An 18,651-nucleotide genomic window follows, 5' to 3' on the forward strand; every position below is an offset into this window, starting at 1 on the left:
AGGAGTGGTGAGAGGGCCGATGAGCGGCCGGGGAGTGGTGAGCGACCGGTGAGCAGGCAACGCGCCGCCCAGCTGGAGTACTCCGAGTTCCAGTCCGCGATGCTGGACGAGGAGAAGCGCCGCCGCAAGGCCGCCAAGATCATCGCGGTGCTCGGGCACTTCCTCGGCGCCGAGGATCCCGCCCGCCCGCTGGCCGGGCTGACCGTCGCCGACATCGGCTGTTCCGCCGGGTTCATCGCCGACGAGCTCGCCGGCGCGGGAGCGAGCCGCACGTTCGGGGTGGACATCGACGTCCCCGGTCTGCGGAGGGCGGCGGAGCGGTTCGGCGAGCGGGTCGAGTTCGTGTGCGCGGACGGTGGCGCGCTGCCGTTCCCCGACGGCTCGGTCGACGTGCTGGTGTTCAACCACATCTACGAGCACGTGGTGGACCCCGACGCGGTGATCAAGGACATGCACCGGGTGCTCGCCGACGACGGCGTGCTCTACCTGGGCCTCGGCAACCGGCTCGGCGTCATGGAGCCGCACTACAAGCTGCCGTTCCTGTCCTACCTGCCGCCCGCCGCCGCCGACCGCTATGTGCGGGCGTTCGGCCGGGCGGACAACTACTACGAGCGCTTCCGCACCCGGGGCGGCCTGCGCAGGATGCTCAGGGACTTCCACGTGTGGGACTACACGTTCCCGGTGCTGGCCTCGCCCGAGCGGTTCGCCGGCGGCGAGCTGTTCCCCGGCGCGGTGGGCCGGGTCGCCAAGAGCACCCTGGAGCGGGCGCCGCGCGAGGCGCTCCGGGCCCTGCTGCCCATCGTGCCGACGTACCTGTGGGTCGCGACCAGGACGCCGCGCCGCCCGCGCGGACCCGTGCTTCCGCAACCGCCCGAGCCGGTGCGCACACGATGACCGACGCCCACACGATGACCGGTGCCCACGCCATGACCGGTGCGCGACGCCGAGAGCCGGGCGGGGCGGCGGCGAAGGATCGGACGGGGGAGCGGGCGGTGCGCCGGTGACCGGGCGCAAGGCCCTCCGGCTGCTCTTCCTGGCCGTCGCGCTGGGCTTCGGCGGGTGGGCGGTCGCGAGCCGGTGGACCGAGGTGTCGGCGGGCTTCGCGCGGCTGTCCTGGCCGGAGCTCGGCGGTTCCCTGCTCGCCGTGGTCGCGGCGCTGGTCTGCGGCATGATGATGTGGCGGGCCCTGCTCGCCGACCTCGGCTCGCCGCTGGCGTTCCGGGACGCCGCGAAGATCTTCTTCATCGGCCAGCTCGGGAAGTACATCCCCGGATCGCTCTGGCCGGTGCTGGCCCAGATGGAGATGGGCCGTGACCACGCCATCCCGAGATCGCGCAGCGCGGCGGCGTACTTCCTGACCTATCCCGTCTATCTGGGCAGCGGGTTGCTGACGGCGGCCGTGACGCTGCCGGTGCTCGCGGGCGGCTCGGTGGCGAAGTTCGCCTGGCTGCTGCTGCTGATCCCGGTGCTCGCGGCCGCCCTGCATCCCTCCGTGGTCAACTGGGGCATCAATCTCGGGCTCAGGCTGCTGCGCAAGCCGCCGCTGGAGCGGCCCCTGAGCCGGCGTGGCGTGCTCGTCGCGTGCGGCTGGGCCTTCGCCGGTTGGGCCGCGTACGGCACGCACCTCGCCCTGCTCGTCCACGGCCTCGGCGCGACGGGGCCGAAGGCGGCGCTGTTGAGCGTCGGCGCGTTCGCGCTGGCCTGGTGCCTGGGCTTCATCGTGGTGATCGCCCCCGCGGGCGTGGGGGTGCGCGAGGTCGCGATGGTCGCGGCACTGGCGCCGGTGCTCAGCCAGGACACCGCGATCGCCGCGACGCTCTGCTCCCGGCTGATCGTCTCGGTGGGCGATCTCGTGTGTGCGGCCCTCGCCGGGATCTCCGCGCGGCGGGCGGCACTCGTGGCCGCCGGGAGATCCGGGACCTCCGGCGCCGTCTCCCCGAGCGCGCATGAGAGCACGTCCGGGAGCACGTCGGACGTCACGCCGGGGCCGGAGGATTCGCGGCGGGAATAGCGTGCGATCGAGGACACACCGGCCGCCGATGGTTTTGTGTGATTCACGGCATTTGCCAGGTCAGCGGAATTTTCCGGGCAGGTCTCAGGTCGGGCACATCTGGTTTCCTCACGGCGTCCTGCGGATCGTTAGGCTAACCTCGCCAATGTGAGGAAGAGCTGTTTGCCGGAGTCAGCCCATTATGAGGCGATTCTTCTGGTTGGTGGTCAAGGAACGCGTTTGCGGCCTTTGACGCTTTTTACGCCGAAGCCGTTGCTGCCGACGGCAGGGGTTCCGTTCCTCGCGCACCAACTGGCCAAGGCCCGCTCGTTCGGGGTCCGGCGGATCGTGTTCGCCACCTCCTACCGGGCGTCGATGTTCGCCGACGCCTTCGGCGACGGTTCGTCCCTGGGGCTCGACATCGTCTACATGACGGAGGAGACGCCGCTGGGCACCGGCGGCGCGATCCGCAACGCGGCCGAGGCGCTCACCTGCGGCCCGGACGCCCCCGTGCTGGTGCTGAACGGCGACATCCTCTCCGGACACGACATAGCCGACCAGATCAGGGTGCACGTCGAGCGCGGCGCCTCGGCCACGCTCCATCTGACCGAGGTCGACGACCCGTCCAGGTTCGGCTGCGTGCCGACGTCCCCCGACGGCCGTGTCACGGCGTTCCTGGAGAAGACCCCCAATCCGGTGACGAACCGGATCAACGCCGGGTGCTACGTGTTCCAGCGCTCGGTGATCGACTCGATCCCGGCCGGCCAGGTCGTGTCGGTGGAGCGGGAGACCTTCCCCGGGTTGATCGAGGCCGGGGAACTGGTGCTCGGCTACTCCGACGCCTCGTACTGGCTCGACGTGGGCACCCCGGCCGCCTTCGTGCGGGGTTCGGCCGACCTCGTGCTCGGCAAGCTGGAGTCGCACGCCCTGCCGGGGCCGGTGGGCGAGTTTCTCCTGCTGGACGGCGCGACGGTCTCGCCCGAGGCCAAGGTCGGCGGGGGGACGGTCGTCGGCGCCGGCGTCTCCGTGGAGGCGGGCGCCAGCGTCCAGGGAAGCGTCCTCGGCGACGGCGCCGTGGTGGAGCCCGGCGCCACCGTGGTCGACTCAATCGTCGGCACGGGAGCCCGGATCGCGACCGGCGCGGTGCTGCGCGACGTGGTCGTGGGAGACGGCGCCGTCATCGGCCCGGGCAACGAACTCGCCGCCGGTGCGCGCGTCTGGCCCGGCGTCACGCTGCGCGAGTGCTCGGTCCGGTTCTCCAGCGACGTCTAGCAGAGGTCCAGCGGCATACAGCGACATACAGCGACATTTGGTGCCGCTCCGGCCGAGTACGTTGAGATGGTGTGGTGGCAGGAGCGATGACGCCGACAGGCGCGGCGGAGCGGGCACGGGAACGCCGGTGGCGGCCCGCCGGGGCCCTCGACCTGGTCCTGACGCTGTCGCCGCACCAGCACGGGGGCGGGGATCCCACCTGGCGGCGCACGCCCGACGGCGCGTTCTGGCGGACCTCACGCACCCCGGACGGTCCCGGCACGCTGCGGATCACCGCCGCGGCCGGCGAGGTGTTCGGTCAGGCGTGGGGTCCGGGGGCCGAGTGGCTGCTGGAGACCCTGCCCGCCCTGCTCGGAGCGGATGATGATATTTCGGCCTTCGCGGACACGCTGGCGCGGGCGGCCGCCTCAGGAGCCGCGCGTACCGCCGCCTTCGTCGGAGAGCTGGCCGCCCGGCATCCGGGCCTGCGCGTCGGACGGTCGTCCCGCGTCTTCGAGGCGCTGGTCCCCGCCGTGCTGGAGCAGAAAGTCGTCGGGATGGAGGCGTGGCGCGCCTGGCGCCGCCTCCTGCGCACGTACGGCGACGCCGCCCCAGGGCCCGCACCCGAGGGCATGATCGTCATCCCGTCGCCCGAAACCTGGCGGCGGATCCCCTCCTGGGACTGGCATCGGGCCGGGGCGGAGGCCGTACGAGCGCGGACGATCATCAATGCGGCCGCGCACGCCGTGAAGCTGGAGGCGACCGTGCCGCCGCCGTCAGGGGCGGCCGGCTGCGCGGAGGCGGATCGCCTGCTGCGGGCGCTGCCGGGGATCGGGGTCTGGACGTCGGCGGAGGTCCGCCAGCGTGCCCACGGAGATCCCGACGCGCCCAGCGTGGGGGACTTCCATCTGTCGGGCCTGGTGGGCTACGCGTTGACCGGGCGGAAGGTGGACGACGCCGCCATGCTGGAACTCCTCGAACCGTTCAGGGGCCAGCGCCATCGGGTGGCGTGGCTGATCACGCTCAGTGGCCGCAGGCCACCGGCGCGCGGCCCGCGGATGCCCGTTCGCGACTACCGGTCGTTCTGACCTCGCGCCGCTCCGGGGTCCGGCGTGATCGGAACCGCCGGGTGCCGCCGCCCGAGGGACTTCGGGGCGTGTCGGCGGCTGTCCAGTCGCGACCGTCACGCGTGTCCGTGCCGAAGAGCGGGGCGAGGACCGCGACGACGATCAGGAAGGTGACGACGAGCCAGGTCATGGTGACCTCCGTGGTGGCAGTGGGTGATGCCTCCAGTATGTTTGCGTGCATCTATTTACGTCTATTGAATTCTTTTGCAGTTGTCTCTTAAGTGACTCTGAATTGATGGGCCCACCCCGCCGAGGGGCCGTCGTACGCCGCGACGTATGGTGCAGCCCATGAGCGCGAACCCCACAGACGCCGCGCTGCGGCGGGCACTGGCTCGGGCACGCGACGGCAAGGCCCTCGATGTCACCGAGGCCGTCGTCCTGCTGCACGCCCGAGGCGATCACCTGGAGACCTTGCTCGACCACGCCTCACGGGTCAGGGACGCCGGGCTGGATGCGGTGGGCCGGACGGGGATCGTCACCTACAGCAGGAAGGTCTTCATCCCGCTGACGCGGTTGTGCCGGGACCGGTGCGGCTACTGCACGTTCGCGACCGCGCCGCACAAGCTCGACAGCCCCTTCCTGCCGCCGGACGAGGTCCTGGAGATCGCCCGCCAGGGAGCGGCGATGGGCTGCAAGGAAGCCCTGTTCACGCTGGGAGACCGCCCCGAGGACCGGTGGCACCAGGCCCGCGAGTGGCTGGACGCCCACGGGTACGACGACACCCTGTCCTACGTCCGGGCCATGGCCGTACGGGTGCTGGAGGAGACCGGCCTGCTGCCGCACCTCAACCCCGGCGTGATGACGTGGCGCGATCTCCAGCGGCTCAAGCCGGTCTCGCCGTCGATGGGCATGATGCTGGAGACCACGTCCGAGCGGCTCTTCACCGAGAAGGGCCAGGCGCACTACGGCTCGCCCGACAAGGACCCGGCCGTACGGCTGCGCGTGCTGGAGGACGCCGGACGCACGAGCGTGCCGTTCACCACCGGCATCCTGATCGGCATCGGGGAGACCGTCCAGGACCGCGCCGAGGCGATCTTCGCGATCCGCCGCGTGGCCCGGGAGTACGGCGGCATCCAGGAGGTGATCGTCCAGAACTTCCGCGCCAAGCCGGCCACGGCGATGCGCGGCATGCCGGACGCCGACCTCCAGGAGCTCGCCGCGACGATCGCCGTGGCCAGGCTCGTGCTCGGGCCCAAGGTGCGGATCCAGGCGCCGCCGAACCTGGTCGACGACGAGTTCACACTGATGATCCGCGCGGGCATCGACGACTGGGGCGGCGTCTCGCCGCTCACGCCCGACCACGTGAACCCCGAGCGTCCGTGGCCGCAGATCGACGACCTCGCCGCCCGTACGGCCGCCGCCGGGTTCGAGCTTCGGGAACGCCTGACGATATATCCGGAATACGTGTTGGCCGGGGAACCGTGGCTCGACCCCCGGCTGCGCGAGCACGTCGCCGCCCTGGCCGATCCCCGTACCGGCCTGGCCCGGGAGGACGCGACGCCGGTCGGGCGGCCGTGGCAGGAGCCCGACGGCGGCTTCCAGACGCAGGCGGACGCCGCGCCGCGGACCACGGGCCGCGCCGACCTGCACATCGCGATCGACTCCGAGGGCCGGACCGCCGACCGCCGGGCCGACTTCGACAGCGTCTACGGCGACTGGGACGCCCTCCGCGAGCGGCTGCCCCACACCGCAGGCGCCGGCGGGGGCGCCACCTCGGAGGTCCGGGAGGCGCTGCGCGTCGCGGAGACCGCCCCGGCGACGCTCACCGACGAGCAGGCGCTTGCGCTGCTCGGCCTGGCCGGGGACCAGAACGGCGTGGGCGCCGACGACGCGGGCCTCGACGAACTGGCCCGGATCGCCGACGGGCTGCGCCGTGAGGCGGTGGGCGACGACGTCACCTACGTCGTCAACAGGAACATCAACTTCACCAACGTCTGCTACACCGGCTGCCGGTTCTGCGCGTTCGCGCAGCGCCGCACCGACGCCGACGCCTTCACGCTCTCGCTCTCCGAGGTGGCCGACCGGGCGCGGGAGGCGTGGGACGCGGGCGCCACCGAGGTCTGCATGCAGGGCGGGATCCACCCCGACCTGCCGGGAACGGCCTACTTCGACATCGCCCGCGCGGTCAAGGAACGCTGCCCGGACATGCACGTGCACGCGTTCTCGCCGATGGAGGTCATCAACGGCGCCAGCCGTACGAACCTGTCCATAGCGGAATGGCTGCACGCGGCCAAGGAGGCCGGGGTCGACTCGCTGCCGGGCACGGCCGCCGAGATCCTCGACGACGACGTCCGCTGGGTGCTGACCAAGGGCAAGCTCCCGGCGAAGGAGTGGATCGAGGTGATCACCACCGCGCACAAGGTGGGCATCCCGACGACCTCGACCATGATGTACGGGCACGTCGACACACACGCGCACTGGGTCCGCCACATCCGGCTCATCCGCAGGATCCAGGAGGAGACGGGCGGGTTCCGCGAGTTCGTCCTGCTGCCGTTCGTGCACCACAGTGCCCCGATCTACCTCGCGGGGGTGGCGCGTCCCGGGCCGACCGCGCGCGAGAACCGCGCCGTGCACGCCCTGGCGCGGATCATGCTGCACGGCGCGATCCCGAACATCCAGTGCTCGTGGGTCAAGCTCCGTGACGACCTCTGCCGCGCCGTGCTCGACGGAGGCGTGAACGACCTCGGCGGCACGCTGATGGAGGAGACCATCAGCCGCATGGCCGGGTCGGAGAACGGCTCCTACAAGACGATCAGCGAGATCGCCGCCATGGTGGCCCCGATCGGGCGGCCGCTGCGCCAGCGCACCACGTCGTACGAGGCGCCGAGCGCCGAGCGGATCGCCGCGGCGGAGCGGAGCGACGGCGTCTGCCAGAGCGTCAGGAGGACCCTGCCCATCGCGTGATGTGGTTATAACAAGTTCTACATATTTGCCGTCGAGGTACTTGCGTCCTGTGCGGGGCCCGTTGGCACAATCGTGACCCCTTGACCGAGAGGGGTCATGCCCGTGCCGTACGGTCGTCACCGCGCCGCGACACCCGCTGACCAGCCGCGCCTTCCGGTACGGAGAAGCGTCGTCGTGGCGGCGTCGGCGGTGGTGGTGCTTCTGTTGGCCGCGGGGGCCGTCCGCGTGATGGGGGCGGGTCTGGGAACGTGTTCTGCCCGCGATCCGATCCTGGTCGGTGTGGCCGCCGCGGTGGACATCGCGCCGCCCGTCATGGAGGCCGCCCGGCGGTTCAACGAATCCGAGGCCGGAGTCGACGGGCGGTGCGTCAAGGTCCAGGTCGCCGAGCAGCCCCCCGCGCCCGTGTTGCGCACGCTGATCGGCGACCGCGCGGGCGCCCTGCCGCAGCGGCCTGACGGCTGGATCGCGGACTCCTCCGCCTGGGTGCGCCTCGCCCGCAAGCAGGGCGCGCAGGACGTCGCCTCGGACGAGACGGTCGTCGCGACGTCCCCGCTGGTGTTCGCGACGAGCCGGTCCCTCGCCCAGCGCTTCGCGGCCGGTCGTACGGCCATGAGCTGGGACATGGTCTTCCCCGCCACCGTACGGGGCCGGCTGGAGCCCACGGACCGCGAGCCGGACGTGGTCCGCGTTCCGGACCCCTCGGTGTCCGGCGCGGGCGTCGCCACGGTCGCGGCGGCGCGGGACATCGTCGGGACCGGCCCGGACGCGAGCAAGGAGCTGACCGCGTTCGTCCGGATGGCGCAGGCCGGTTCCGCGCCCGACTACCGCGGCATGCTCGCCGCCATCGACGCCCCCGGCTTCTGGACACGCCCGGTCGTGGTCGTCCCCGAGCAGTCGGTGTGGGCTCACAACCAGGGGGCGGGCGTGGCGCCCGTGGTCGCCCTCCACCCCAAGGAGGGGACGATCAACCTCGACTATCCGTACGTCGTGACCTCGGCCGACCCCGACCGGGCGGCCGGGTCACGGCTGTTCGCGGGCTGGCTGCGCTCGGCCGAGACGCAGGAGGCCGTGCGCCGCGACGGGTTCCGCACGGCCGACGGCCGGGAGCCGCCGTTCCCCGTGGACCCGACATCCCGGCGGACGCGCCGGATGCGCGCCCCTCCATCACGCCCGAGGTCATCGACGAGGCGCTGGAGGCGTGGAGCAGGCTGGCGCCGCCGACCAGGATCCTGGTCCTCGCCGACGTCTCCAAGGAGACGGCCGAGCCGATCAGGCCGGGCGGCGAGACCCGGCTCGACGTGGCGATAGAGGCGGCCAAGATCGTCATCAAGATGTTCCCGGACGAGACCGCCATCGGCGTCTGGGAGTTCGCCAGGAAGCTCCAGGGCGGCGCGGACCAGCGCAGGCTCGTCGGCCTCGGCTCGATCACCGAGCCGGACTCCGGCCAGGAGATCCGCAGGACCAGCCTGTTCCGCATCGCGGACGGCATCAAGGCGTTCCCCGGCAGGGCCAGCTCGCTGTACGACTCGATCCTCGCGGGCTTCCGCGACGTGTCCAAGGACTACGACCCGCTGATGAGCAACTCGCTGCTCCTGCTCACCGCCGGCGAGGACGACGGCAGGGGCGTGTCCCGCGCGGAACTCGTCAAGGCGCTCCGCGCGGAGTGGGACCCCGAGCGGCCGGTCCAGATCATCGTGGTCGCGTTCGGGACCGGCGCCGACAGGAACGCCCTGAACGAGATCGTCTCGGTCACCAACGGGCAGCTCTACGTGGCCGAGCAGCCCGGACAGATCATCGACGTCTTCCTCTCGGCGCTGGCGCGGCGGTTGTGCCACCCGACCTGCCCGGGTTCGGCGGGTTGACGGAGCCGTCGGGCGCCGTCAGCGGGTGACCACGAAGTCCGCGGCGTCCCTGGGCGACCGGTCCCGGGGCGGCGCGGCGGCGTGGCCGATCGCGACCGCGCCCATCGGGTCCCAGCTCTCGGGGAGGTCGAGCACGTTCCGCACCGTGTCGCGGCAGAACATGGTGGACGACACCCACGCGGAGCCGAGCCCCTCCACCGCGAGCTGGACCAGGAAGTTCTGCACGCCCGCGCCGGTCGCGACGACGAACATCTCGCGCTCCGCGGCGTTCCTCCGGTCGTCCCGGTACGTGTGCGACCCGTCCATCACCAGGCAAGGGACGGCCAGGTAGGGGGCGTTCCGCAGCACGTCGCCCCGCCTGACCCGCTTCCCGATCGACTCCTCGGAGAAGCCGTCGCCGCGCAGGTCCGCGATCCAGGCGTCCCGCATCGCGTCGAGCAGTGCCGTACGGGCCGCGGGGGTCTCCAGGAGGACGAACCGCCACGGGGTCGTATGGTGCGGCGCCGGGGCGGCGACGGCCGCGGCCACGGCCCGGCGCACCGCCGCGGGATCGACCGGCGCGCCGGAGAACTCCCGGATCGTCCGGCGGGCGAAGACGACGTCGGCGGAGCCGTACCGGAACATGTCCTCGTCGGCGGGCCGGACGAGGACACGCGCGCCGGGGCCGTCCTCGCTGGTGACGAGGTCGCCGAGCCCGCGCACGACGGCCACCGGCACCCCGGCCAGCTTGCCCTTGGCCAGCTCGGCCGCCGCCGCGATCTCGTCGATCAGCGCGGTCACCGTCGCCCGCAGCGGGTTCCCGTACGCGTCGGTCTTGCCGCGGAAGTCGTCCAGGGGCCGCACCCCGGCGGCGCCGATCGCCACGTCGGTCAGGCCGTGCCGCCAGGGACGCCCGAAGGTGTCGGAGACGATCACGCCCACGTCGGCGCCGGTCCGGGCCCGCACGCCCTTCCTGATCCGCCGCGCGGAGGCGTCGGAGTCCTCCGGCAGCAGCAGGACCGTGCCCGGCTCGGTGTTCGACGCGTCCACCCCGGCGGCGGCCATGACGAACCCGTGCCGGGTCTGGGCGATCACGGTGTCGCCGCGTCGCGCGACCACGCGCGCGGTCTCGTCCATGATCGCCTCGGTACGGCTCTCGCCGGGCCGGGCCCTGCCCTCCGCCTTGCTCACGATCTTCGAGGTCACGACGAGGATGTCGCCGTCGGACAGGTCGGGTGCGGCGTCCGCCACCAGGGCGGCGATGTCGTCCCCCGGCCGGGTCTCGGGCAGGCCGGGGACGCCGGTGATGCTGATGAGGGTCAACGGTACGTCCTCTCGCGGGGTCACGAGGTGAGGGTGCGGGCGAGGGTGAGCGCGGCGGCGGCGAGGTCCCGGGTGGCCTCGGGGGAGTCCATGAGGAGGGGGCGGGCCTCGACGGTCACCCCGTAGAGGGAGACGGCCTTGTCCTCCTCGGCCACGAGCCAGCCGTCGATGAGGTCCGAGCCGTACAGCTCCAGGACCGCCTGGGCGCTCGTCTCGACGCCGATGGCGCTCAGGCAGGCGTCGGCCATGCCGCGCACCGGCGCGCCGCCGATGATGGGGGAGACGCCGACCACGGTCTTCTCGCAGAGCGCGGAACGGATGCCGGGGATCTGGAGGATCGTGCCGATGCTCACCACCGGGTTCGACGGCGGCAGGATCACGAAGTCCGCCTCGCGGACGGCCTCCAGCACGCCGGGCGCCGGGCTCGCCTCGTCCGCGCCCACGAGGGCGATCTGCTCGGCGGGGAGAGAGGCGCGCAGCCGCACCCACCACTCCTGGAAGTGGATGGCGCGCCTGCCCTGGCCGTCGTCGACGACGACGTGGGTCTCGGTCCGGTCGTCGGACATGGGAAGCAGTCGGACGCCGGGCTGCCAGCGCGCGCAGAGCGCCTCCGTGACCTGGGACAGGGGATAACCCGCGGCCAGCATCTGGGTGCGCACGATGTGCGTGGCGACGTCGCGGTCACCCAGCCCGAACCACTGGGGCTCCATGCCGTAGGCGGCCAACTCGTCCTTGACGGTGAACGTCTCGTCGGTGCGGCCCCAACCCTGGTCCTCGTTGATGCCGCCGCCGAGGGTGTACATCACGGTGTCGAGATCGGGGCAGACCCGGAGGCCGAACAGGGTGATGTCGTCCCCGGTGTTACCGATGACGGTGATCTCGGCGGGCTCTTCCGAGGCGGCACAGGCCGCCTTGAGGCCGCGCAGGAAACGGGCGCCGCCGATCCCGCCGGCGAGGCAAACGATGCGCATGCCGCCAGTCTCGCACCCGGCTTCCGGCGGACGGCACGCGCCTCATATGCGATAAATGTGAGGTAGGAAACAGTTGTAATGGCTTGAGGTTGTTGGGTCTACCGACACCAAAGTCGCTCTTGTGCGAAACTTCCCCGAGTGTCTTTTGGAAGGCGTTGGGGGTAGTGGTGGTCAAGGTTGATTCCGGACGGCTGCGCGAGCCTGCCGCGTGGATCATGCTGACGGTGGTCGCCACGGGCGTTCTCCTCGGCGCCATCCGTCTGCTGTTCGGAGCGGGGTCGTTCACGGGCCGCGCCGCCGTCACCCTGTCGAGTTTCGTGAGTCCCGTCTCCACGGCGCTCGCCGTGGGCGCGGTCCTGCTGGTCACGCGGTTCGGCGATCCGACTCCGCGAGCCCGGTTGGTCAACCTCGGGACCATGGCGACGCTCGGTCTGGCCACGCTCCTCGGCCTGGTCAGCACGCTTGCCGGGATTTTCGCCGACGGATCCATGGGCGACAAGCTCGAATATCTGGTGATGGCACTGCCCATGGTCGCCCTCGCCGCCGTCGGCCTGGTCTTCGCCCGGAGCTCCATCGGCGCGGACGTGCCGCGCAGCAAGCCGGGCCGCGCGGACGACCGGTTCTTCGGCTTTCCCGACGACAATTTCGCCGGATACAACCCGCAGCAGGCACAGGGGGTTCAGCCTGTCCCTCCGGTTCAGCCGGTCTCTCCCGTCCAGCCCGTGCAGCCGGCGCAGGCCGTGCAGCCGGCGCAGGCCGCCGCCGGAACGCCCTCCTTCGCTCCCACGCAGGTGGAGCCCGCCTACATGCCCGGCCAGGCCGAGCACGCCTACGGCCAGGCCCAGAGCGAGCAGCCCTTCGGCTCCGGCCAGCAGGAGCACGGGTACGGCCAGTCCCAGCCGGAGCCCGCGTACGGCCAGCCGCAGCCGGAGCACGGGTACGGCCAGTCCCAGCCGGAGCCCGCGTACGGCCAGCCGCAGCCGGAGCACGGGTACGGCCAGCCTCAGCCGGAGCCGTCCTTCATGTCCGGCCAGGCCGAGCAGCCGTACGCCGCCTCGCCCGCCGAGCCGTACGCGCCCGCCCAGGGTTTCCAGGAGGGGTACACGCCGGCGCCCCAGCCGGTGAACCAGGGCTACCCCCAGCAGGAGCAGCAGCCCGCCGCCCACTTCCCGCCCCAGGGATACGCCCCCGAATCCCCGGGGTACGCCTCCGAGCCGCAGGGCTACGCTCCTGAGCCGCAGACCGCCGCCGTGGTGCCGTTCGGCCAGCAGCCCGCCCAGCTTCCCTCGCCGGCGGCCCAGCACTCCATGCAGCCCACGCCGGCGGCCCAGCACTCCATGCAGCCCACGCCGCAGCCGGTACAGCCCGTGCAGCCGGTACAGCCCGTGCAGCAGCCCGCCCCCCAGGCGTTCCCCCAGTCGACCGGTGGTTACCCGCAGCCTCCGCAGGGCCCCATGTTCGACCAGCACGGCTACGCGGGCCAGCAGGGCGACGCCTCCGGTTACGGAGCCTTCGGGAGCCAGCAGGACAACTCCCCGTTCCCGCCGGTCCCGCAGATCGAGGCGGTCGGCTACGCCCAGCAGGGCTACGCCGACCAGGGGTTCGGCCAGGCGGCCTACCCCGCCGCCGAGCAGGCCCAGCCGTACGCGCAGCAGCAGGAGACGTACGGCCGGCCGCAGGCGGAGCCCTATGGCCAGCAGAACCAGCAGAGCCACCAGAGCCAGCAGAACCGCCAGGGCCAGCAGGATTCGTACGGGCAGCAGGACTACGGGCAGCAGGGGTCCTCGTCGTTCTCCGGCTACTCGGGTGCGCAGTTCGGCCACCAGGCGGCAGAGCAGGCTCCCTCGTTCGAGCAGCCGGCTCAGCACCAGGTCCCGCCCGCCCAGGGGTTCGACCCGTCCCGCCCGTACGAGCAGGCCGTGGACCCGAGGGAGCAGCAGCTCGCCGCCGCCTACCAGCAGGCGCAGAGCTACCAGCAGCACGCGCAGCCGGTCGACTACGCCGGATCCCAGACGGCGCCCCAGGACTACCCCGACTACTACGACAACCCGCTCGGCCACGCCCAGACGCCCGAGCCCGCCCGGTACGCCGCCCCGAGCGACCAGACCATGCGCTTCGACGCGAACCTCTACCAGGGCGACCCGCTGAGCGGTCCGTCGCGTCGAGAGGACACCATCGACCCGACCGCGATCTACGCCCCCGAGCGGTCGCAGGCAAAGCTTGAGGAAGGTGTGAGCACAGAACAGGCAGGTCACGGAGCTGATCCGCAGGCCCCCTGGTACGGTTCCCAACGCTGATACGGCTGAACACAAGGGTTACGAACCGGGGCAAGCTGGTCTTTCCCCGGGTATCGGTATGCCGCTTGACGCCACACGCGGCACGCGCGTGTAATTACAGACATGTTGTTACGCCTTCCAATAGCTGGGTAACCAGGAAGGCGTTCCATGGGGGGCTCCATTGTGGGCTGGCGAGCGACAGGGAGGTGTGCAATGGCCGATCAGGTCATGGCACAGGCGCTCGACGGTGAGGATCTTGGGTGGCAAGAGCGTGCGCTGTGCGCTCAGACCGACCCGGAGGCGTTCTTTCCGGAGAAGGGTGGCTCGACCCGAGAGGCCAAGAAGGTGTGCCGCTCGTGCGAGGTGAGAGCGGAGTGCCTTGAGTACGCGCTCGAACACGACGAGCGGTTCGGCATCTGGGGTGGGCTGTCAGAGCGGGAACGGCGCAGAATCAAGCGCCAGGCGGTGTGAGATGGCGGGGTCGCGCGGACGACGCGCGACCCCGCCGACCGATTCGGCTCTCCCGTGATCGAGTGAGCCGAGGGTGCCGTAGGGTTGTCGCGCGTTAGGCCGATATCTCCCGCGATCTCGGATATTTGCTGAGATTGTGGGGGCAACCCCCCGAGGACTCATCCACGTGCACTCCGTCACCGCGATAGTCGTCGCTCACGACGGCGCCCGCTGGCTCAAGGAGACGCTCGAAGCGGTGCTCCGGCAGTCCCGGCCACTCGACCGTGTCGCTGGCGTCGACAACGGCAGCCGTGACGGCAGCGGCCGGATCCTGACCGAGGCGTTCGGACCGAGCAGCGTGCTGAGCATGTCCAGGTCCACCGGATTCGGCGAGGCCGTGCACGAGGTCGTACGACGGCTCCCGCGAGCGTCCGGCCAGGAGTGGTTGTGGCTGCTCCACGACGACTGCGCGCCCGACGCGCACGCCCTGCGGGCGCTGCTCCACGCCGCGGACCAGAACCCCAAGGCCGCGATTCTCGGCCCGAAGCTCCGTGACTGGCTCGACCGTCGTGTCCTGCTCGAGATCGGCGTCACCGTCGGACGCTCCGGACGCAGGGACACCGGCCTGGAGCCCCGCGAATACGACCAGGGGCAGCACGACGGGACGCACGGCGTGCTCGACGTCCTCTCGGTCTCCACCGCGGGAATGCTGATCCGCCGTGAGGTGTGGGAGGAACTCGCCGGGCTCGACCCGCGCCTCCCGCTGTTCCGCGACGACCTGGACCTGTGCTGGCGGGCCAGGGTCGCTGGGCATCGCGTGCTCAACGTGACCGACGCCGTCGCCTGGCACGCCGAGGCGGCGTCCCGGCGCCGGAGGCGCATCGCCGCCAGCGACGACCACCCGCGTCGCATCGACCGGCGCAACGCCCTGTTCGTGGTCATGGCGAACCTGCCCTTCTGGGCGCTGGTCCGTTCCGTGTTCCGCAACATCACCGGCTCGCTGGTCCGCACGGTCCTGTTCGTCCTCGCCAAGCAACCGGCGAACGCCCTGGACGAGATCGCCGCACTCGGCTCCGTCCTCGGCCATCCCGGACGGCTGTTCAAGGCGCGCAAGGAACGGAAGAAGGGCAGGAAACAGGGCTATCCGGCGGTCGCGCGGCTGTTCACCCCGCCCGGCGCGACCTGGCGGCGGTTGGCCGACATGATCCAGCGCTACCTGGCTGGCGAGGGGCCCGTCGACTCGGCCGGACGGCATCACGCCGCGGCCGCCTCCTCCGAGGACGAGGGCGACGAGCTGCTCACGGACTCCGGGCTGTTCCAGCGGATGTCCTCCAGCCCCGGCGTGTGGCTCTGCGTCCTGCTCCTCGCGGTCACCGTGGCCGCCGAGTGGTCGCTGTTCGCGGGCGGGCTGCTGGGAGGAGGCGCCCTCGTGCCGGTCACCGGCGGCGCCTCGGACCTGTGGCGGCTCTACGTCGAGAACCACCACTCCGCCGGTCTCGGCTCGGACACCTGGGCCCCGCCGTACGTGGCGGTCCTCGCGGCGCTTTCCACGATCTTCTTCGGCAAGACCTGGCTGGCCGTGTCCGTCCTGCTGCTCGGGTGCGTGCCGCTCGCCGGGCTCTCGGCGTACGTCGCGACGAGACGGATGATCACCTACACGCCCGCCCGGGTGTGGCTGGCCGCGACGTACGCGCTGCTGCCGGTGGCGACCGGGGTGGTCGCGAGCGGCCGGGTGGGCACCGCGCTGGTATTCGTGCTGATCCCGGTCTACGCGGCCCTCGCCACCCGGGTCGTCGCGGGGTCACGCCGGGCCGCGTGGGGCTTCGGCCTGCTCCTCGCGATCGGCACGGCCTTCGCCCCTCTCGTCTACGTCGTGGTGGCGATCCTGGGCGGGCTCGCCGCCGTGTCCTTCGGCGGCATCCGGCGCGGCGTCGGGGTGTCCCTGGCGATCGGCCTGGGAACGCCGATCGTCCTGCTGTTCCCCTGGCTGGCCGAGATCGTGCGGGAACCGCGCCGCATCCTGCTCGAATCAGGTCTGGCCGATCCCTCCCTCGCCGATCCGAGGCTGGGCGCCGACGCGCTGCTCATGCTCAACCCGGGCGGCCCCGGAACGCCGCCCGTCTGGGTCACCGCCGGGCTGGTCGCCGTCGCGCTAGGCGCGCTGCTGCTCCGCCGCCACCAGACGGTGGTCGCGATCGGCTGGGGCGTCACGCTGTTCGGCGTGCTGCTCGCGGTCGTGGTCAGCCGGTTGGCCGAGTGGCCCGGCGTCCCGCTCGCCTTCGCCGCCACCGGCCTGCTCGTCGCGACCGCCCTCACCGCGCACCGGATCACCGAGTTCCGCGCGGCGGGTGGCCCGCGCAGGGCGGGCGCCCTGCTGATCGTGATCGTCGCGTTCGCCACGCCGCTGGCCGCGGCCGGTCTGTGGATCGTCGGCGGCGCGGGCGGCCCGCTGCGCGGCGACCTGCGCGACCCCGTGCCGCCGCTCAGCGCCGCCTGGTCGCCGAACGGCGAGCGCACGCTGCTCATGCGCCCGGAGGGCGGCCGCCTCGCGTACACGCTCCTGTCCGGGCGCGCCCCGTTCATCGGGGAGTCCGACCTGCGCGCCCCGGCGGCCGACACCGCGCGCGTCGGGACCGCGGTCGCGGGCCTGGCCTCCGGCCGGGGCGGCGGTGACGTCCAGATCCTGGCGGCGTACGGCGTCCAGTTCGTCACCGTGCCCGGCCCCGTCGACGTCGCGCTGCAACGCTCGCTGGACTCGGAACCCGCCCTGGTACGGGTGAGCCTCTCGGAGACCGGCGGGTTGTGGCGGGTGGCCGGGACCGTCACCGTGCCGAAGCCGCCCTCCGGAGGCGACGGCTGGCACCGGACCTGGTTGTGGGCGCAGGCGGCGCTCGTCGCGCTCGTGCTGGTCCTGGCCTCGCCCGGAGCCCGTACGGCGGAGCAGCAGGAAGACTACGGCGACGCCCCGGCACCGGCCCGGCCCTCCCGCAGGCGTCCGAAGAACCCCGAGGAGCAGGTGCCGGCATGAAGGGGCTGATCGAGAACCGCTTCGGGCTGCTCGCCCTGGTGCTGCTCGCCCTCGGAGCGCTGTACGGCGTGGCCTTCGTCAGCCGTCCCGCGCCCGCGGCCCAGAAGCCCGCCCAGCAGGTCAAGGTGGCGGTCGAGTCCGTGTCCATGGTCTGCCCCGACCCCGGTGGCGGCAGGATGACCGCCGTCACGCCCCTGGGCGGACCGAGCGGGCAGGGCGGCGCCGCCACGGTCGCCGAGATGAAGGGCGCCAAGCCGCTGGCCACGCTCGACCACGTGGGCACGCTGTGGCGGCAGGACGTCCCGGTGCGCACCCGGCCGGTCACGGTCGCGGGGATGGGCGCGATGGCCGCGGGCCTGGAGGCGGCGCAGACCACCCAGGTGACGTCGGGAGCCCAGCGCGGACTCTCGGGGGTGCGCTGCGTCGAACCCGGCGCGGAGGCATGGTTCGTCGGCCCGGGACCCGCCGCGGCCGACGTCACCCTCCATCTGGCCAACTCCGACGAGGCTCCGGCCTACGTCGGCATCATGATCTACGCGGGCGAGGGGCCGGTGCTCGCCGACCGCGGAAACGGGATGGTCGTCAAGCCGGGCGAATACCGCGAGGTCAAGCTGCGCGAGCTGGCGCCTTCGCCCCTGGTGATGGCCGTCCAGGTGAGCACCAGCGGCGGCAGGGTGGCCGCCGCGATCAGGGCGTCCCTCGGCGAGGGCAAGGGAGTGGACTGGCTCCCCGTCTCCGCTCCGCCGTCCACCCGGGTCGTCGTGCCCGGCCTCCCCGGAAGCGCGGGCCAGCGCGAGCTGTACGTCGCCACACCTGGTGAGCGGGACACGGTCGTCCAGGTGAAGGCGGTGCTGAAGGACGGCTCCTACGCGCTGAAGAACAAGGAGTCCGTCGAGGTGCCCGCGGGTTCCACGACCACGATCGACCTGACCACCGGGGTCGGCGGCCAGCCCGGCGCCCTGGTCCTGACCTCGGACGAGCCCATCGTCGCCGGGATGAGGATGACGGGGACGGGCGACATGCGGGACGCGGCCTTCACGGCGGGCGCGGTGCCGATCGACCTCGGCAGCGTGGTGGCGGACGGCGGCCCCGGCAAGAAGTCCGCGAAGGGGAGCGGCAAGCGGGAGTCCCGCCTGGTGCTCTCCGCGCCGTTCACCGCCGCCACGGTACGGATCCAGCTGCTGCCCCAGCGCGGCACCCCCGCCGAGCCCGTCGAGGTGACGCTGCCCGCGGCCCGCAGCAAGGAGATCAAGCTCACTCCGCCGGCCGGCGCGGGTTCCGGCTTCGCCGTCCACATCGTGCCGGTCGCCGGATCGGGTCCCGTGTACGGCGCGCGCGTGCTGAGCGAGGACACCCCCCAGGGTGTGCTGCTCACCACGCAGCCGCTGGCGCCGGCCAGGACATGGGCGATCGTGCCGGCCACCGTCGACTCGCCCGGCGCCGTCCTGCCCTAGGTCGTGTCAGACACTCCCTAGCGCGGGGCGGCCGCC

The 18,651-nt window shown here is 72.3% G+C and carries 13 protein-coding genes; 11 read left to right on the forward strand and 2 right to left on the reverse strand.

Going from position 1 to position 18,651, the window contains the following annotated elements:
* The first annotated feature begins 48 nt into the window (after positions 1–48).
* The 7 genes from AB0I59_RS02045 (at position 49) to AB0I59_RS02075 (ending at position 9,134) form a co-directional block, all read left to right on the forward strand.
* Positions 49–894, forward strand: coding sequence for a class I SAM-dependent methyltransferase (locus AB0I59_RS02045; protein WP_358129117.1), 846 nt, complete (start codon positions 49–51; stop codon positions 892–894).
* 106 nt (positions 895–1,000) lie between these two features.
* Positions 1,001–2,011 carry a lysylphosphatidylglycerol synthase transmembrane domain-containing protein gene (locus tag AB0I59_RS02050; RefSeq protein WP_061253431.1) on the forward strand — a complete coding sequence of 337 codons (1,011 nt, stop codon included), beginning with the start codon at positions 1,001–1,003 and terminating at the stop codon, positions 2,009–2,011.
* Positions 2,012–2,158: 147 nt separating this feature from the next.
* Positions 2,159–3,262 carry a mannose-1-phosphate guanylyltransferase gene (gene manB / locus AB0I59_RS02055; protein WP_082776562.1) on the forward strand — a complete coding sequence of 368 codons (1,104 nt, stop codon included), beginning with the start codon at positions 2,159–2,161 and terminating at the stop codon, positions 3,260–3,262.
* Positions 3,263–3,348: 86 nt separating this feature from the next.
* Complete coding sequence (locus AB0I59_RS02060; RefSeq protein ID WP_358129120.1) at positions 3,349–4,329, forward strand: DNA-3-methyladenine glycosylase family protein; 981 nt, start codon at positions 3,349–3,351, stop codon at positions 4,327–4,329.
* Positions 4,330–4,644: 315 nt separating this feature from the next.
* The gene (locus AB0I59_RS02065; protein ID WP_358129123.1) at positions 4,645–7,272 is read left to right on the forward strand and encodes a bifunctional FO biosynthesis protein CofGH; all 2,628 of its coding nucleotides are present in this window, start codon (positions 4,645–4,647) and stop codon (positions 7,270–7,272) included.
* 102 nt (positions 7,273–7,374) lie between these two features.
* A complete protein-coding gene (locus tag AB0I59_RS02070; RefSeq protein WP_358129126.1) occupies positions 7,375–8,580 on the forward strand; it encodes a substrate-binding domain-containing protein in 1,206 nt (401 codons plus the stop codon).
* A complete protein-coding gene (locus AB0I59_RS02075; protein WP_358129129.1) occupies positions 8,571–9,134 on the forward strand; it encodes a vWA domain-containing protein in 564 nt (187 codons plus the stop codon). Before AB0I59_RS02070 ends, AB0I59_RS02075 begins: the two co-directional genes overlap by 10 nt.
* 18 nt (positions 9,135–9,152) lie before the next feature.
* On the opposite strand, the gene AB0I59_RS02080 is transcribed toward AB0I59_RS02075, so the two are convergent.
* Both AB0I59_RS02080 and cofD read right to left on the reverse strand, forming a co-directional pair.
* A complete protein-coding gene (locus AB0I59_RS02080; protein WP_358129132.1) occupies positions 9,153–10,436 on the reverse strand; it encodes a coenzyme F420-0:L-glutamate ligase in 1,284 nt (427 codons plus the stop codon).
* Between the two features lie 20 nt (positions 10,437–10,456).
* Positions 10,457–11,407 carry a 2-phospho-L-lactate transferase gene (gene cofD / locus AB0I59_RS02085; RefSeq protein ID WP_061253437.1) on the reverse strand — a complete coding sequence of 317 codons (951 nt, stop codon included), beginning with the start codon at positions 11,405–11,407 and terminating at the stop codon, positions 10,457–10,459.
* A 167-nt stretch (positions 11,408–11,574) separates the two neighbouring features.
* Here cofD and AB0I59_RS02090 point away from each other — a divergent pair, with 167 nt between their 5' ends.
* The 4 genes from AB0I59_RS02090 to AB0I59_RS02105 all read left to right on the forward strand — a co-directional run bounded on the left by AB0I59_RS02090 (position 11,575) and on the right by AB0I59_RS02105 (position 18,615).
* Positions 11,575–13,704: a hypothetical protein gene (locus tag AB0I59_RS02090; RefSeq protein WP_358129135.1), complete on the forward strand. Its 2,130-nt coding sequence runs from the start codon at positions 11,575–11,577 to the stop codon at positions 13,702–13,704.
* 192 nt (positions 13,705–13,896) lie between these two features.
* Positions 13,897–14,154, forward strand: a complete 258-nt coding sequence (locus AB0I59_RS02095; protein WP_061253439.1) for a WhiB family transcriptional regulator — start codon at positions 13,897–13,899, stop codon at positions 14,152–14,154.
* A gap of 166 nt (positions 14,155–14,320) precedes the next feature.
* A complete protein-coding gene (locus AB0I59_RS02100; RefSeq protein WP_358129138.1) occupies positions 14,321–17,161 on the forward strand; it encodes a glycosyltransferase in 2,841 nt (946 codons plus the stop codon).
* Positions 17,158–18,615: a DUF5719 family protein gene (locus AB0I59_RS02105; RefSeq protein ID WP_358129141.1), complete on the forward strand. Its 1,458-nt coding sequence runs from the start codon at positions 17,158–17,160 to the stop codon at positions 18,613–18,615. The genes AB0I59_RS02100 and AB0I59_RS02105 overlap by 4 nt, the downstream gene beginning before the upstream one ends.
* Positions 18,616–18,651 lie beyond the last annotated feature (36 nt).

It is taken from the genome of Microtetraspora glauca, assembly GCF_040656155.1.
Taxonomy (GTDB): Bacteria; Actinomycetota; Actinomycetes; order Streptosporangiales; family Streptosporangiaceae; genus Microtetraspora; species Microtetraspora glauca.